The following is a 16508-nucleotide window of genomic DNA, read 5'->3' on the forward strand; positions in this document are numbered from 1 at the left end:
TAAACAATGAGGCCGACTGTTGGGGGAATCATCCAACCTGTTCTGATTGTCTGTGGGCGAGGGATCTTATTATTTGTCCTTGAGATTATTAATTTGTAAAATGCAGTAAATAGCGAAAAAGGTTTCGCCAGCCTCCAAGCTAGCGGAACCTTTTTCGCTATTTACTCATACATTGCAAATTTGTACCCTACTCCCCGTAACGTTTGAATAAAGGAAACTTGTGAATCCTCTCTTTTGATTTTTTCCCGCAATCTGCTGATTAGAACGGTAACTGTATCCTCGTTGCCAATGTAGTCATTCTGCCATATTTGATAGAGCAGCTGCTTGCGGGTAAAAACTTTATTCGGGTGTTTCACCATAAACCATAAAATGTCAAACTCCTTGGCCGTCAGTTCAATAGACCGGTCATCCAACAAAACCTCTCGGGAGGAAGGGTTAATGGATAATCCATTGTGGCAATATACCGAACCCTCATTGTTTAACACCTTACGCTCGACTTTGGTACGACGGAGGACTGCTTTTACTCTTAGACAGAGTTCAACTGGGCTGAAGGGCTTGGTTAAGTAGTCATCAACTCCAAGGTTAAACCCGAGAATCTTGTCTAGTTCCTGGTTTCTAACCGACAGGATGATGATCGGTACTGAGGAGGTTTCCCTAATTGTCCGGCATACCTGAAAGCCGTCGACTTTAGGCAGGGCAAGGTCGAGGACAACAAGATCATAGTCCTGGCGTTGAAATTGCTCAAGGGCTTGCTGGCCGTCTGTGGCAGTCGCAACCTCATACCCCTCCCGCGACAGGCAGTGTTCTATAATTCTTAGGATCTTTGGCTCGTCATCTACAACTAATATCTTAGACACCATAATCGCCCTTTCTATTTGAAGAAGATAAAGATCTTACTATTTCAAACTGTGGAGGGTATCTGGTAAATTGGGAGCTTAAAATAGAAGGTGCTTCCTGCTCCAGTGGTACTTTCTACCCAAATGGTTCCCCCATGAAGTTCTATCAGGTGTTTGGTGATTGCCAGGCCTAAGCCTGTCCCACCGTACTCCTTAGTTATTCCAGAATCTAGTTGAATAAACTTACCAAAAATGAGTGCAATATCATTTTGGGACATACCTTTTCCCGTATCTTTCACTGCTACTAAGATTGTATGTTCATCATCCAGGTACATAACTTTTACATGTACGCTGCCGCCAGCCGGCGTAAACTTAATTGCATTAGACAGTAAGTTCATTAAAATCTGTTTTACTTTATTTTTATCAGCCTGTATTGCCGGGAGTTCCTCAGGTATTTCCATACTGCAAGTTAGGCCGTTTCTATTAATTAAGGGGGCGAGAATTCGTTCTAATACCGCAGTGATCTCAGATATTTCAAAAACAGTAAGGTGAAGCTGCATCTTACCTTTTTCGATTTTGGACAGCTCCAGAATGTCTCTTATTAAGTCCAGCAGGTGGTGGGCGCTTTGGTAAATATCATATACATATTCGGTTACTTCTTCTTTTTCTGTTCCATATTCCAGGATTACCTCGGCATATGCAATCATTGCCGTAAGGGGGGTTTGCAGTTCGTGGCTCATGGTAGCAATAAATTCAGATTTAATTTCGCTGGCTTCGGCCAGTTTTTCATTGATTTTCTGTAACTCTTGCTGGTGTATTTGCAGAGTTTGGTAAGCTGCAGCTAATTCATTTGTCCTTTCGCTGACTTTCGATTCAAGGTTATCGTGCAGTTCCTTCAGGCTCTCAGCCATGGAATGAAAACTATCATAGAGAGTCTGGATTTCGAAGTTCGCCATTGTGTGCTCATCGCGCACTTCTAAGTCACCGCTTCCAATCCTTTGCGCAAGGCCTGTCATATGTTCCAGCGGCTGAACGAACCTCTTACGAATAATAAGATAGATCAGGGAAGTGAGAGTCAGCCATAGGGTAAAGACTGCAAGCAAACGGCCGATAAGCATGTTGTGGATATTCTGTTCCATTTGGTCCATCGGAGCGATTATGCTGATTGCCCCGGCGAAATCCCCGAGTTTAGAGCCTTCCTTAGGATAACCTGCAATATCTAGTTTCCCCGCAGGTTCACCATGACAGGTTAAGCAGTCCCGTTCATAGTACAGGGGGAGCATATAACGGAAAACCTTCCGATCGTTTACCGTATCTACTGCCCATTCTTCATTGAGGTTCCTGTCACCGGCCAGCTTTTGCAACATTTCAATTTCAAACAGATCAGGTGAGTTTTCAGGATTCCGCACTTTTAGGCCGGTTTGTTTAAACGTGTAACCCATCGTACCGTTGAATAGTTCTGATATGCCCCGGATAGCAACAGACGGGTTTAAATTCTTGAAATGAATTGATCCATCACCGTCTTTGTTGATTAAGTCCTGATTTTGAGCGATGAAAATACGTGTAAATAACAATTGATTTGCAGGACTGCAGTACTTTTGTGTAAATCTTCTAAAGCCTGCTTGCGTAGGGCATGACTGTCCCAGCCGAGATAAAGCAACATCAATACAGATATAGTTGTAGTAAGAAGCAACATGATCTGGGTATTAAGACGCATTCGGTTAAGCATTTTCTGCCACCTTTGGTAATTCGTTATATCTAAATAGATAAAAAGCTTTTTCCGGAATTTTGGCCGGAAAAAGCTAATTTGTTATAATGCCCATATCTTAGCAGAGGCTTAGTAAATACTGGTTTTGAACTTGTGCGAATGGTAGAAGCAGACCAGATTGAGATGGTAAAATTCAGGTCATCGGTCCGGAAATTGACCAAATGCCGGAAGGCAGCCGCTTCCCCCTTGGTATCATGGTGGATATCTTCGGCCGCAAAATGCAAGAAGACTTTGAAGGTGTGCTAGAGCGTCGTATTCACTACTTTATCAACTATGGCGAAGGGCTGTGGCATGTTGCCTAACGTGATCTTTGCTGGCTCAGGATTGGTAAGGGGGCTCATGAAGCCGGCTTTAAGATTAGAGATTATGGCGAGATCTTGATTGCTAAGTTTAAGTCAGAGTATCCGGCCATTGTAGACCGCGTGCAGGTTACGCTGATTACTGACAAAGATCTTATCGAAGAAAAAATCAAAATCGCCCGTGCTAAATATGTTTCCCGCGATGCCAGGCTTAAAGGTCTTACTGATGAGTCGGTGGAGAACTTCTACTCCTGTATTCTGTGCCAATCATTTGCACCTAATCATGTATGTATTGTCACTCCGGAGCGAGTAGGTTTATGTGGGGCGGTTTCATGGCTAGATGCCAAAGCATCTAATGAAATTACGCCAACCGGCCCTAACCAGCCGATTGCTAAAGGCGAATGTATGGATGAAGAAAAGGGTATGTGGAAAAACGTTAATGAATACTTTATGCAAATTCAAACCGTACCCTGGAAGAAGTTAACCTTTATACTTTAATGGATCGTCCAATGACATCTTGTGGTTGTTTTGAAGCAATTATGGCGATTCTACCGCTGTGTAACGGGATCATGATTACCACCCGCGAACATAGTGGTGATACACCTTGCGGTATGACGTTCTCCACGTTGGCCGGTACTTGCGGTGGTGGTATGCAAACCCCTGGCTTCATGGGTATTGGTCGCCGCTATATTGTCAGCACAAAATTCATTCCTGCCGATGGTGGCTTGGGACGTCTGGTATGGATGCCTAAAGAAATTGAAAGAATTTTTACGAACAGAGATCATTGAGCGTGCCGAGGCTGAAGGTTTAGGCGCAGACTTCATTGATAAAATTGCCGATGAAACAGTGGGAACTAATGAGGATGAAATTTTACCATTCCTTGAAGAAAAACAACATCCTGCTCTTAAAATGGATCCTATGATGTAATAGCGGTTAACTGGCGTTGAAGAAGCACCTGGAGACTTTGTTGAAAGTCGGGGCTCGATCGACGCCTTTTTTTCTTCTTTACGACAACACAGAAAAATATTTATCATAAATCAGCAGAATAGTCGTTGTCATTATATATGAATAGATATGATTAAAATGAATTAACCACAATCAGATTCAAAAAAAAGTTGAAAAAATATGTTTTGAAGCTCATAATGTAGCTGTTGCCAGCGAATTTGACCGTGAAAAAAAGGTTCTAATTGAATTATTAATTTTATGGAGAGAGGGTATAGTAATGACAACAAAACCGGATTATAAAAAATATGGATTTATTCCTCAGCGTCAGCAAGGGCTGCTGCTTATGCGCCTTCGAAACCGGGCTGGAAATATCTCAGCAGCCGAATTATGCAAAATAGCTGAGCTGGCTGAACGATTTGGAAACGGTAAAGTGCATGTGACAATCCGGCAGGGAATGGAAATTCCCGGAGTAAAAGAAGAAAGGTTTGAAGAAGCCCGTCAGGCTATATTGGATGCAGGGCTATTACCGGCCGTTTGCGGGCTGCGTGTGCGACCAGTCGTTTCTTGTCCGGGCAATAATACTTGTCCGTATGGCTTAGTGAACACGCAAGCGCTGGCCGAAACGTTAGATGCTCAATATGTTGGCAGGGATTTACCAGCTAAAACTAAAATTGCTGTCAGCGGCTGTGCCAATGCTTGTACAAAACCTCTAGCACATGATATTGGCTTTAGGGGTGCAGCTGAGCCGCTAATTGATAACGAACTGTGTGTAAAATGCGGAGCCTGTGTACAGCGGTGTCCGGCGAAGTCGATGGTCATTGAAAATGAGGCTTTATCCATCGATTACGATAAATGTCTGGCCTGCGGTGTGTGTGTCCGGGTATGTCCCAAGCAGGCTTTGCAAACTGGCAGGTTCGGCTATCATATCTTTGCCGGTGGTAAGGGTGGACGCTACTCAAACGACGGTGAGCTTATCGCAACTTTCGTTGCTGAGGAACAAATCCTACCTTACCTGGAAGCCATTTTGGCAGTTTATCAGGAACTGGCAGATAAAGGTCAGCGCCTAAGCATGGTTATAGCTAAATTTGGGGCAGAGGCAGTCAAAGCAAAGGTCGAAAATAAGTTGCAGGGTTAGATAGAATTTAGTATTAGGCAGACACCTCGACTTAGGCAGGAGGAAGCCTTTGTGGATATAAGAAATCTAGAATATTTTATAGAAGTAGCACGGCATAAAAGCTTTAGTAAGGCTGCTGAAGTGATACACATATCACAGCCAGGCATTAGTAAGGCAATCAAAGAGTTAGAGGCACAATGGGGCGTTGTTTTATTTTATCGCAATGCAAAAAATATTGAATTGACAGATTCGGGAGAAGTTATTCTTAAACAAGCTCAACAAATAGTGTCGGCCTTTCACAACATTACCGTCCAATTAGACGGTCTAACCAAAATGCAAGTAGGAAAAATTCACATTGGCTTGCCTCCCATTACTGCGGTGACGTCGTTCTCCAGGATGCTTAGTGCATTTAGAAACGAGTATCTTAACATTCATGTTCATCTGTATGAGTTTGGACCCAAAAAAATTGAAGCTGCTATCCAAGATGGTCTACTGGATATTGGAATATTTACGCCGGCAGAGCAGGATGAACATTATGAAAAAATATGGTTTGAACGAGATCCGCATGATATAATTATGCACCCGAAGCACTGGTTAGCTCAATATGATGTCTTGGACTACGAGAAACTTACCAATGAACAATTTATTATATATAATAATGAATATAGACTTCATGATTTGATTATAAGTCGTTGCCAACAAGCTGGGTTTACTCCTAAGATTATGTTGGAGACATCGCAACGTGATTTGATAACGCAAATGGTAGCGGACGATCTTGGGATTGCGCTATTGCCCAGGAAAATCTGTAAAAGCCTTGACGCCAGAATGCTTACCTTCACGACCCCTTGTAGACCCACAATTATATTTAAATTTGGCTTTGGTATTGAAAAAGGAGCGATATCTTTCTCACGCAGTTCGTGAATTTCTGGCATTTGTGAGAACGAATGCGCCACAAACGTAATAAATTATTGACATAGGCGGTATCTGTTGCTATACTTTCACTAATTAAATATATGATTGGTTGATCAGAAAGCTGAAGACCTAAGTACGCCATTTTATTATGGCGTCTTGGTCTTGAGCTTTTTTTGATTTTCAGGAATAAGGAGGAAAAAAACATGGGACAGGTAAACAACGCCACAGTTAAGCGGGTAGTAATGGCAAGCTTGGTTGGGGCAACAATTGAATGGTATGATTTTTTCTTATATGGTGTTGTAGCAGGTATTGTTCTTAACAAGCTGTATTTTCCCGCTAGCGATCCTTTGGTTGCAACGCTGCTAGCCTATGCGACCTTTGCCGTAGGTTTTATCACCCGTCCGCTCGGTGGGGTCATCTTTGGACATTTCGGGGATAAAATCGGACGAAAAAGTATGCTGGTCCTGACCTTGATGATTATGGGGGTATCAACAGTCCTGATTGGCTTGGTACCGACCTATGAACAAATCGGCGTTTGGGCACCGATTCTATTATTGTTATTGCGAATTTTTCAGGGTATTGGCTTGGGCGGCGAGTGGGGTGGTGCAGTCCTCATGGCTTTTGAATATGCGCCAGTGGAAAAACGCGGCTTTTATGCCAGTTTGCCTCAAATAGGGTTAGCCATCGGGCTTTGCCTGGCATCAGGTGTGGTAGCACTATTATCTTATTTGCTGACTGATGCGCAATTTATGGCTTGGGGATGGCGGTTAGCGTTTGTATTGAGTATTGTATTGGTTGTTGTTGGAACCTGGATTCGGATGAATGTCATGGAAACGCCTGATTTTCAAAATGTTAAAACAGCCAACGCTGAATCAAAGCTCCCGATTGCCGACATGTGGCGTGAATCGTCCGGTAATGTTGTGGCTGGTATGGGAGCAAGGTTTATTGATGGTGTTTTCTTTAACATCTTTGGTGTGTTTTCGATAAGCTACTTAACGCAAACCCTCAAGATTCCCCGCACAGATGCTCTCCTGGGAGTCATGCTGGCTGCGCTGGTGATGTGCGTGTTTATTCCCATTTTTGGACATCTGTCAGATAAAATTGGCCGGACACGTGTCTATTGGATTGGCAGCATAATTACCGGATTATCGGTTTTCCCGGCTTTTTGGCTGCTTACAAATAGCGGCGGCAATATCACGCTAATCTGGCTGGCCATTATCGTTCCCTTTGGCATTCTTTATGCCTCGGTCTATGGTCCGGAAGCTGCGCTATTCTCAGAGTTATTCGACGCCCGCTACCGGTATACAGGGATTTCATTCGTGTATCAGTTCTCAGGGATTTTTGCCAGCGGCTTGACGCCGATCATTGCAACATCACTGCTTAAATATAACCAGGGAGATCCGGCGCTTATTTGCATCTATGTTGCTTTTGCCGGGCTGGTAAGTGCCATTTCTGCCGCGTGGATCGGTGCAAGAAAAGCAAAAGCCGGAGCGGCTTCTCGGAAAGAGGCCTTAGGAGCAATACATTAAACCTATCTTCTATAAGAATGCAGGAAAGGACGAACGAATATGTCAGATATCGTATTGTCACCCCAGGAAAAACGAATTCAAGCCGAGATACAGGGTAACCCGCTGTTGCACACTCGTACGCGGACCTATGATATTTTAAACTCCTTTGCAGATACACGGCCGCGTATTGATGTAGAACGGGCCAAATATTTTACCGAGTCTTTTCGTCTAACTGAGGGTGAACCCCTTATTCTCCGGTGGTCGAAAGCGCTAAAACATATTGCTGAAAACATTACCGTCTATATCGACGACCATCAGCAGCTGGTGGGCAGAGCCGGCTCACAAGGCCGGTATGGCATACTGTACCCGGAGCTGGATGGAGATTTTCTTGGTCTGGCTATTGAGCAAATGCCCACCCGGGTTGAATCCCCGTTTAATATATCAGAGGCCGATGCCCGTGTTGTCATTGAGGAGATTGCCCCTTATTGGCAGGGTAAAACCTTTCATGAAAACTTGACGAAAGCCTTGCCTAAAGAAACATTAAAATATACGTATGATCCGAAAGATCCGCTAAAATCACGTTTTATCGTTAACGAAACTGCTTCTTTCCGTTCATCGATTCAATGGGTACATGACTATGAAAAAGTGCTTAAGCGGGGCTTTAAAGGCATCAAAGAAGAAGCCGAGCAAAAACTTTCCCTATTAGACCCCTTGAGTCCGGTAGATACCATGGAGAAGGCCCCCTTCCTGCAGGCTATGGTCATTGTTTGTGATGCGATCATTCTCTGGGCCAACCGGCATGCGGCGCTTGCCGAAGAGCTGGCTAAAAAGGAAGGGAATTCAGCGCGAAAACAGGAACTGCTGCAAATTGCAGAAGTTTGCCGGTGGGTGCCGGAAAACCCTGCCCGGAATTTCCGGGAGGCGATGCAAGCCCAGTGGTTTACCCAAATGTTCTCCCGGATGGAACAAAAGACAGGCACCATTATATCAAATGGGCGAATGGACCAGTACCTATATCCATTTTACAAACAAGATGTGGAGTCAGGGGTGCTATCAGAAGAAGATACGCTGCAATTGCTCGAATGCATGTGGCTGGCGATGGCTCAGTTTATCGATCTGTACATCTCGCCGACCGGGGGCGCTTTTAATGAAGGGTATGCCCATTGGGAGGCTGTTACAATAGGCGGACAGACGCCTGATGGCCGGGATGCCACTAACGAGCTGACCTATCTGTTCTTACAATCGAAAAGAGAATTCCCACTGCATTATCCCGATCTTGCTGCCCGGATTCATGGACGTGTTTCTGCGCGGTATCTCTATGAGGTAGCGGAAACGATTAAAGAAGGCTCAGGTTTTCCTAAGCTGATCAATGATGAGGAAGTCGTCCCCTTGCTGCTGGCAAAAGGCGCAAGCTTTGAAGAAGCCTTTGATTATGCTGTATCTGGTTGCGCTGAATGCCGTATGCCCAACCGGGATACCTATACAAGTCCCTGTGCCTATATTAATTTTCCCGCTGCTGTGGAAATGACAATATATAACGGTAAAATGAAACTCCATGGTGAAGAACTGATTGGGCTGGAAACTGGCGATCCCCGTAATTTTGCAACATGGGAAGAGTTCTGGCAAGCATATTTGGCGCAGCATATTAATTTTTTGAAACATGCCTTTATTCAACAACAGGTTATCATTAATCTGCGGGCTGAGCATTTTGCCTGGCCATTGGGCTCTGCCCTGCACGATCTTTGCATGAAGACCTATAAGGATATTCACACGCCTGTAATCGAGGGCGGCATTGATTTAGGATATTTCGAATTTATGGGATATGGCACAGTTGTCGATTCTTTGGCAGCCATCAAAAAGCTGGTCTACGAAGAAAAGAAACTAACCATGGCCGAATTAGTTGAGGCCATGGAACGCAATTTTGAGGGTAGGGAGGTAGTCAGGCAGTTACTCCTCAATGCGCCGAAATATGGGAATGATGACGCCTATGCAGACGCTATTGCTCAAGAACTGGACCGTCAATGTCTGCAATTCACCAGAAAATACTCTAAGGAATTGGGCGTACACTTAGATCTTAGACTGGTACCCTTTACCTCCCATGTCCCCTTTGGTAAAGTGGTTAGCGCAACCCCTAACGGCAGGAAGGCGTATACTCCGCTGTCTGATGGCTCTTCGGCCTCGCAAGGTGCTGATCTAAATGGTCCTACCGCTGTGCTTTTATCCAATTATGCATCTAAAAACACTGGTTTTAGGGAACGTGCGGCCCGGCTATTAAACGTTAAGTTAAGCCCCTCGTGCGTAGCCGGTGATGAGGGTACTGACAAATTAGTTGCCTTTATCCGAACCTGGTGTGACCTGAAATTGTGGCATCTCCAGTTCAATGTAATTAACCGGGAAACGTTGGTGGCGGCGAAAAAGGATCCTGAGAAATACCGCAATCTCATTGTCCGCATAGCCGGCTACAGCGCCTATTTTACCGATTTGTCCCCCGACTTGCAGGATGACCTTATTGCCCGCACAGAGCATACTGCTATCTGATAGCAGCCGCAATAATTGGCAGGAGAAACACTATGTTGAACAATCGAGCAAACGAGAAGAGCGGCTATGTCTTTAATATTCAGCGTTATTCGTTACATGACGGCTTAGGCATTCGGACTGTTGTATTTCTCAAAGGCTGCCCGCTGCAGTGCCGCTGGTGCAGCAATCCTGAATCACAGAAGTTTACTCCGGAGCTTGCCTATAACAAGAGTAAATGTATCGGTTATGAGGCTTGCTCCCGGTGTCAAAAAGTATGCACATATGGTGCAGTGGGGCAGAGCCAGGATGGTACTATCGAGCTTAGCTGGGATAATTGCCAGCACTGCTTCCAATGTGTAGACCAGTGTCCGTCGAAAGCTCTGCATACCTTTGGGCGACAAATGAATGTAGCTGATATAGTAAAGGTAGTAGAAGCCGACAGTGCTTTTTACATGCGCTCCGGAGGCGGGCTAACAATTAGTGGTGGAGAGCCTCTGATGCAGGCCGATTTCGTGATCGACATCTTAAAAGAAGCAAAAAAACGGCGCATTGACGCCACCATTGAAACCTGTGGATATGCCTTATGGGATGACCTAAGAAGGGTAGGCGACTATCTAAAAACCATTATTTTTGACATAAAATCGATGAACTCTGATAAGCATAAAGAGTTTACCGGTGTCAACAATGATTCGATTTTAGCTAACTTGACAGCGCTGCGGATCACATTTCCACAGCTGCATATCTTAGTGCGTACCCCAGTCATCCCCGGCTTTAACGATTCAGAGGCTGATATTGGCGCTATTTTAAATTATATTGAGGGCTGGCCCAACATAAGTTATGAGTTACTGCCCTATCATCGGTTAGGCCAACAAAAATACAAATATTTGGGGCGGGACTATTCTATGGAGGCTGCTCAGTTAAATGAAGAAAAGATGAAAATGCTTAATGCATATATCAATTCAAGAAATTAAACAAAAATTCGCGTTCTAAATGACACATAACCTCTTTGGAATATTGGGTGCGAGCTACCGGCGTACTTATAGCCAGTTACCTTGACAATTGTCAGTATATATTTTAAAATTATCTTAAAATCAAGATAGTGCGGCAACTTGTTCAGGAGTGAGACTATGAGTCAAGATAATTACGAGCAGAGCCTGGCGCTAAAACTATTTACTGTTCTGGCTCGTACCCATAACATACTGATGGAGATCGACCGGCGTGACATTAGGCGTTATGGGCTGAATCAGACTGAGTTCGCCGTACTCGAACTGTTGTATCACAAAGGGACTCACCCGCTTCAGCAAATAGGTGAAAAAATATTAATTACCAGTGGCAGTATTACTTATGTAATTGATAAGCTTGAGAAGAAGGGTTTACTCGAACGGAATCCTTGTGAGGAAGACCGGCGAATTGTGTACGCGACGCTAACAGATCAGGGGCGTATATTATTGGGCGAAATCTTCCCTACGCATGCTGAGGCCTTAACAAAAGCGTTTCAGGGGCTAACGACAGAAGAAAAACAGCTTACGATTGAATTAGTTAAAAAAATTGGCCTGTATGCGCGGAGTAGTATTTAAATCTTATTTTTTAATGAGATATCTTGAAATTAAGATGATTATGAGAAGTAGGGAGGGGATTATCAACATAGGTTTGCGTGTTTCCGGTTTCAATTAGCGATAAGAATAATTAGTTGACATCAGGGAGGTAGAAAATGATATTAAGAAATTGGGACAAGCATCGAGAACTGGGGATATTATTGCTGCGGTTAGGGATTGGACTTATGTTTGTTTATCATGGTTGGCCTAAAATATCCGGCGGAGTCGAGACCTGGGTGAAACTTGGAGCTGCGATGAAGTTTCTTGGTATGGGTTTTGCACCGGAATTTTGGGGATTTATGTCGGCTGCTACTGAGTTTTTTGGAGGGATACTAATCGCTATCGGCTTATTAACCCGTCCGGTTGCTATGTTTTTAACTTTTAACATGATTGTTGCTGTTGTATTGAAATTTAGCACCGGAGCCGGTTTAGGTGGAGCCTCACAAGCTATCGAAGTCGGGATTGTATTTCTTAGTCTAATATTTATCGGCCCCGGTAAATACAGTATCGACGGACGTTTCCAAAAATAAAGAAAACACGGCTTGCGCCGAGCCTTTGGCGAAAGCGGAAGCCGATGTTGCCCTTATCCAGGAGAAAGTTATACTTTCTATCAGGATAATAAAATCCTTTAGACCTTGAAACCCCAAAGTTTCAAGGTCTTATGTTTTTAATAATCGCGTACGACTAATTATAGTGGTTTAAATTTGACATGCGTTGAAACAAATAAAAAATGGCTAGTTGACCAAGAGTAACCTTATATGTTATTATTTAACTTGTGATAATGAAATCCATTATCAATTAATTCATACCGGAGGTATAGTAAGAAAGTGAAGAAACCTATTACTTTAATGTTATCACTACTAATGTCTGCATCCCTTGTATTTGCCGGCTGCGCCTCAACTAAACAGTCAGCTGCGCCGCAAAATAGTCAGCCTGAAGCGAAAGAGGTTAATGTCTACACAGCCAGGCACTATCCTGGTGTTGATGACGCCATTTATAAAGCCTTTACAGATAAGACTGGCATCAAGGTAAACCTTATAAAAGCCAGCGGTGAAGAGCTTATTCAACGGATAAAAACTGAAGGCAACAGTAGTAAAGCCGATATATATATTACTTCTGATGCTGGAAATCTTTACATAGCTAAGGAAGCCGGATTATTACAGCCTGCCAACAGCCCCATTTTGGAAAAGAATATTCCTGCCAATTTTATAGACAAGGATAAAATGTGGGTAGGTTTGACTATGAGAGCCAGAGTGTTAGTTTACGCTAAAGATAGGGTCAATAAGGAGGACCTGTCTACATATGAGGACTTAACTGATGCCAGATGGAAAGGCAGAATTTTAACACGGTCATCCAACAATATCTATAATCAGTCAATGCTAGCCTCGTTTATAGAACTGAACGGTGAGGCTAAAGCCAAAGAGTGGGCCAAAGGTATTGTAGGTAATTTAGCAATGAAGCCGGAGGGCGGCGACAGAGACCAGGCTAAGGCGGTAGCCGCAGGTAAAGGCGATGTGGCGATCATGAATTCGTATTATCTGGGTCAGATGTTGACCTCCAAAGATCCTGAAGAAGTTAAGGCTGCTGAGAAACTTAGCGTCTTTTTCCCAAATCAAAATACAACAGGTACTCATGTTAACGTGAGCGGCGCCGGCATTGTCAAGACCTCGCAGAATGTTGCTAATGCTGTAAAACTTCTTGAATTCTTATCAGAAGCCGAAGCACAAAAAACATTTGCAGAAGCAAGTACTGAATATCCAGTAAACCCCAGTGTAGAACCCTCGGCTCTTCTTAAGGCATGGGGTCCCTTTAAAAAGCAGGACATTAATCTTTCTAAACTAGGCGAAAACAATAAGAAAGCCGTCCAATTGTTTAATGAAGTAGGTTGGAAGTAAAGATAGACATTGCGAAAGTGAACAAGCATGAGATTTTCTCATGCTTTGTTCACTTTCCGAATATTAAAAGCAGATACTGTGAAAGGAATTAAGACTTTGACAAGACTGAGCAAAATTATCAATGAAACTAATGTCTGGAGCCTTCTGGCATTTGCAATAATAGCTATTACTGTAATCCCGGCACTGAATATTGTATTTGGTGTTGTAACGGCTGAGACGGAAAATTGGTCACATATAAAACAGTACCTGCTTCAGGAGTATATAGTAAACACCGTCATTCTTTTCATATTCTCGGGTTTCTTCGCCTCGCTAATTGGTGTCAGCCTTGCTTATCTGGTTACAGTCTTTGATTTTCCGTTAAGAAGATTCTTCAAATGGGCGCTAATTTTACCTTTATCAATACCGGCCTATATTGGCGCCTACACATATAGCGGCATGGTCAGTTACACCGGTGTTATCACCAAATTACTTACTTGGTTTTCCGGGAAAATGGTTTTGATCGACATTATGTCTATACCCGGAACAATCTTCATCTTTACTTTTTTCCTGTTTCCTTACGTGTATATAATAAGCCGGGCCTTCCTGGCAAAATACACAGCATCACTCATTGAGAGTGCGAGAATGCTTGGCAAGGGTTATACGCAGATATTTTTTAGAGTAATACTGCCTGTTTCACGAGGGGTAATCGCCTCAGGCTGTGCTTTGGTTCTAATGGAAGTTGCCAACGATTACGGTGTTGTCAGCTATTTCGGGATTAACACTTTTAGTATTGCAATTTTCAAGGTATGGTTTGGGATGGGCGACATTAGCTCAGCTGTTAGGTTATGTATCTATTTGATGGGATTTATTGTTGCAATTATATTAGCAGAAAAGATGTTAAGGGGTCAGAAAAAATTTGCCGTCGCTACCTCCAAAGTCAGAGTTTTAATCCCACAGCCGCTTCCAAAAGCAAAAGCGCTGGCAGCCAGCTTTTATTGCTTTATAATATTTAGTCTGGGATTTTTACTTCCGTTTTTCCAGTTATTAGCGTGGGCATTTATAACCTATGACGAAGTACTGGAAGCCAGCTTTCTTGAGGCGGCGGTCAATACTGTTGTTGCGGCGGTTGTTTGTGCAGGTATAATAGTATGTTGTTCTGTAGTGATAACGAACAGTGCACGAATTAGCAGAAATATGCTTGCGCAGACGGCAGCTAAGCTTACCGTTGTAGGCTACTCGGTGCCTGGGGCTGTTATATCTATCGGTGTTTTGATATTGTTTATGTGGCTGAATAAGTTCACAGAGAGTATGTGGAACTACTCTGTCATTACCAGTATTTATATGCTTTTCTTTGCATATATTGTCAGATTTTTGGCAGTGGGGTGCAGTTCACTTGAAAGTGGTTTTGAAAAAGTTGGCAAGACGTTTTTTGAGGCATCCAGAACTTTGGGGTTTGGTGTGACACAAACATTTTTCAAAGTGGATCTTAAAATGATTATTCCCTCCCTAACAGGAGCTTTTTCTTTAGTATTCGTTGATATGGCAAAAGAACTACCGCTAACACTCATATTACGTCCGTTTAATTTCAACACCCTTGCAACCAAAGTTTATGAATACGCCCATGACGAGCGTGTTCAGCATAGTGCACCGGCAGCGCTGATCATCATAGCCATCTGTTCTATTTCGGTTTACTATCTGTCCAAAGCTGAGAAGGAGTGAGACCATTGTTTGTAGACTTGAGTGGTATAGCATTTAAATATAGTGGTACAGATAAATATGTTCTTAAAGATTTTAATCTTAGTGTAGCCAAAGGTGAAATAGTATCTGTAGTTGGGTTAAGCGGCAGTGGCAAAAGCACTGTATTACGGCTTATAGCCGGGCTGGAAGTCCAGACTGCCGGGATTATAACGATAAATAATAGGATCGTGGCTGACCAGAACAGTTTTGTTCCTCCGGAAAAACGAAAAATCGGTATGGTTTTTCAAGACTATGCTCTCTTTCCTCATTGTACTGTTTACAGTAACATAGCCTTTGGTATATCAGATATGTCGAGAAAGGAACGCGATGCGCGGGTTGACAGGCTGTTAACTCTAATTAATATGAACGAATGCAGAGATAGGTACCCTTATCAGCTTAGCGGAGGACAGCAGCAAAGGGTTGCAGTTGCTAGGGCTTTAGCTCCCAATCCGTATCTACTGCTGATGGATGAGCCTTTCAGTAACATAGATTCTGAGCTGAAACAGAGAATGCGTCTGGAAATACGGTCGATATTAAAGGCAGAGGCTGTAACATGTATCTTTGTTACTCACGATAAATCAGATTTAGAGGATATGTCAGATCGTACTATCACCATTACACCTGTATAACTATTTTTTGCATAGTTGTGTCCTGGCTTGGTCAAGCAGGGCAATATGTAAAAGCCGTCCGTTGATTGGACGGCTTTTGTACATGTCAGTGACGGCCTGCAGGCGGTGGTGTTAGTCGTTGCAAAGTACTTTGCATGATTGCTTACAGTAAAAATCATTTTTTGCGAAGTTCGTAATCGCAGTGCATGATGGGAGGCTGGTCACAATCGGTCATATCACCTTGAATCATGTCAAGGATTTCCAGGAAATATTCGGCTTCGCGCCGGACGTGATCGGCTAAGAGCGGTGGGATTAGTGATAATACCGCGCACTGCTGAAACCACGGATGAACTTTAGGTGGTCAGCCATTATTCTCAGCCAAAATACGTTTTCGCTTACAATAGCATCAACAGAGTATTATAAGGTCAGTTTGGTCACAAGGCAGCCCCAGTTTAATGAATGTTCTTTCATAATACGAGCCAGAATCTGATTTTATGCATGGTAAGGGGGACAAAAGGTTTAACTTCCTTGCAAAATATATCCAGCAGTAACCCTCTCCTATCGTTTAAGTTTAGTAATATTATGTAAAAAAACCTCCAAGGGTTACTGTTATAAGGTTACGTTAGCGCGCCAATAGTAAAAAGCCACCCAAATCTGAACCGCCCCAGCGGAGATAGACACAAAAGAGAAAAGCCGGTCGTAGAATATCTTTGAATTAAGCCGACTGACGCCGTTTTTCGGAAGGCGTCAGTTGGTATTTCATTTGGAAACGCTCGAAATTGTAAAAATGGATGT

The 16508-nt window shown here is 43.3% G+C and carries 15 protein-coding genes and 1 pseudogene; 12 read left to right on the forward strand and 4 right to left on the reverse strand.

The features are described 5' to 3' along the window. Positions 1–161: 161 nt before the first annotated feature. Together VN447_RS02610 and VN447_RS02615 are read right to left on the reverse strand one after the other, a co-directional pair. Positions 162–860 (reverse strand): response regulator transcription factor, encoded by a 699-nt coding sequence (locus VN447_RS02610; RefSeq protein WP_325522523.1) that lies wholly within the window; start codon positions 858–860, stop codon positions 162–164. A gap of 41 nt (positions 861–901) precedes the next feature. Further along, positions 902–2410, reverse strand: coding sequence for an ATP-binding protein (locus tag VN447_RS02615; RefSeq protein WP_325522525.1), 1509 nt, complete (start codon positions 2408–2410; stop codon positions 902–904). A gap of 325 nt (positions 2411–2735) precedes the next feature. Here VN447_RS02615 and cdhC point away from each other — a divergent pair. From cdhC to VN447_RS02675, 12 genes and pseudogenes are all read left to right on the forward strand, one after another. Continuing rightward, positions 2736–3691: pseudogene (gene cdhC / locus VN447_RS02620) on the forward strand (CO dehydrogenase/CO-methylating acetyl-CoA synthase complex subunit beta). Then, positions 3660–3830 carry a hypothetical protein gene (locus tag VN447_RS02625; protein ID WP_325522527.1) on the forward strand — a complete coding sequence of 57 codons (171 nt, stop codon included), beginning with the start codon at positions 3660–3662 and terminating at the stop codon, positions 3828–3830. Before cdhC ends, VN447_RS02625 begins: the two are co-directional and overlap by 32 nt. 295 nt (positions 3831–4125) lie before the next feature. Further along, positions 4126–4983, forward strand: a complete 858-nt coding sequence (locus VN447_RS02630) for a 4Fe-4S binding protein (RefSeq protein ID WP_325522529.1) — start codon at positions 4126–4128, stop codon at positions 4981–4983. Positions 4984–5034: 51 nt separating this feature from the next. After that, positions 5035–5883: a LysR family transcriptional regulator gene (locus VN447_RS02635; protein WP_325522531.1), complete on the forward strand. Its 849-nt coding sequence runs from the start codon at positions 5035–5037 to the stop codon at positions 5881–5883. 194 nt (positions 5884–6077) lie between these two features. Further along, positions 6078–7403, forward strand: a complete 1326-nt coding sequence (locus VN447_RS02640) for an MFS transporter (protein ID WP_325522532.1) — start codon at positions 6078–6080, stop codon at positions 7401–7403. A 39-nt stretch (positions 7404–7442) separates the two neighbouring features. Next, entirely contained in the window at positions 7443–9920 is a 2478-nt protein-coding gene (hpsG, locus tag VN447_RS02645; protein ID WP_325522534.1) for a (2S)-3-sulfopropanediol dehydratase, read from the forward strand. A gap of 32 nt (positions 9921–9952) precedes the next feature. After that, on the forward strand, positions 9953–10870 hold the full coding sequence (gene hpsH, locus VN447_RS02650; protein ID WP_325522536.1) for a (2S)-3-sulfopropanediol dehydratase activating enzyme: 918 nt from the start codon (positions 9953–9955) through the stop codon (positions 10868–10870). A gap of 156 nt (positions 10871–11026) precedes the next feature. Further along, complete coding sequence (locus VN447_RS02655) at positions 11027–11476, forward strand: MarR family transcriptional regulator (RefSeq protein WP_325522538.1); 450 nt, start codon at positions 11027–11029, stop codon at positions 11474–11476. A 134-nt stretch (positions 11477–11610) separates the two neighbouring features. Then, positions 11611–12024, forward strand: coding sequence for a DoxX family protein (locus VN447_RS02660; RefSeq protein ID WP_325522540.1), 414 nt, complete (start codon positions 11611–11613; stop codon positions 12022–12024). Positions 12025–12321: 297 nt separating this feature from the next. Continuing rightward, complete coding sequence (locus tag VN447_RS02665) at positions 12322–13389, forward strand: Fe(3+) ABC transporter substrate-binding protein (protein WP_325522542.1); 1068 nt, start codon at positions 12322–12324, stop codon at positions 13387–13389. Positions 13390–13485: 96 nt separating this feature from the next. Then, positions 13486–15087: an iron ABC transporter permease gene (locus VN447_RS02670; RefSeq protein WP_325522544.1), complete on the forward strand. Its 1602-nt coding sequence runs from the start codon at positions 13486–13488 to the stop codon at positions 15085–15087. 5 nt (positions 15088–15092) lie between these two features. After that, positions 15093–15734: an ABC transporter ATP-binding protein gene (locus VN447_RS02675; protein WP_325522546.1), complete on the forward strand. Its 642-nt coding sequence runs from the start codon at positions 15093–15095 to the stop codon at positions 15732–15734. Positions 15735–15888: 154 nt separating this feature from the next. Here the strand turns inward: VN447_RS02675 and VN447_RS23225 are convergent, their stop codons facing one another. Next, on the reverse strand, positions 15889–16026 hold the full coding sequence (locus VN447_RS23225) for a hypothetical protein (protein WP_414714870.1): 138 nt from the start codon (positions 16024–16026) through the stop codon (positions 15889–15891). Then, positions 16026–16115 (reverse strand): DUF2935 domain-containing protein, encoded by a 90-nt coding sequence (locus VN447_RS23200; protein WP_349255156.1) that lies wholly within the window; start codon positions 16113–16115, stop codon positions 16026–16028. The genes VN447_RS23225 and VN447_RS23200 overlap by 1 nt, the downstream gene beginning before the upstream one ends. Between the last annotated feature and the right edge of the window lie 393 nt (positions 16116–16508).

The organism is Sporomusa sp. (genome assembly GCF_035561155.1).
Classification (GTDB): Bacteria; Bacillota; Negativicutes; order Sporomusales; family Sporomusaceae; genus Sporomusa.

Bases quoted from the DNA above. Each gene is read 5' to 3' on its own strand.
- VN447_RS02655 (WP_325522538.1), top strand. From the start codon at position 11,027: ATGAGTCAAGATAATTACGAGCAGAGCCTGGCGCTAAAACTATTTACT.
- VN447_RS02610 (WP_325522523.1), bottom strand. From the start codon at position 860: ATGGTGTCTAAGATATTAGTTGTAGATGACGAGCCAAAGATCCTAAGA.
- hpsH (WP_325522536.1), top strand. From the start codon at position 9,953: ATGTTGAACAATCGAGCAAACGAGAAGAGCGGCTATGTCTTTAATATT.
- VN447_RS02660 (WP_325522540.1), top strand. From the start codon at position 11,611: ATGATATTAAGAAATTGGGACAAGCATCGAGAACTGGGGATATTATTG.
- VN447_RS02640 (WP_325522532.1), top strand. From the start codon at position 6,078: ATGGGACAGGTAAACAACGCCACAGTTAAGCGGGTAGTAATGGCAAGC.
- VN447_RS02630 (WP_325522529.1), top strand. From the start codon at position 4,126: ATGACAACAAAACCGGATTATAAAAAATATGGATTTATTCCTCAGCGT.
- hpsG (WP_325522534.1), top strand. From the start codon at position 7,443: ATGTCAGATATCGTATTGTCACCCCAGGAAAAACGAATTCAAGCCGAG.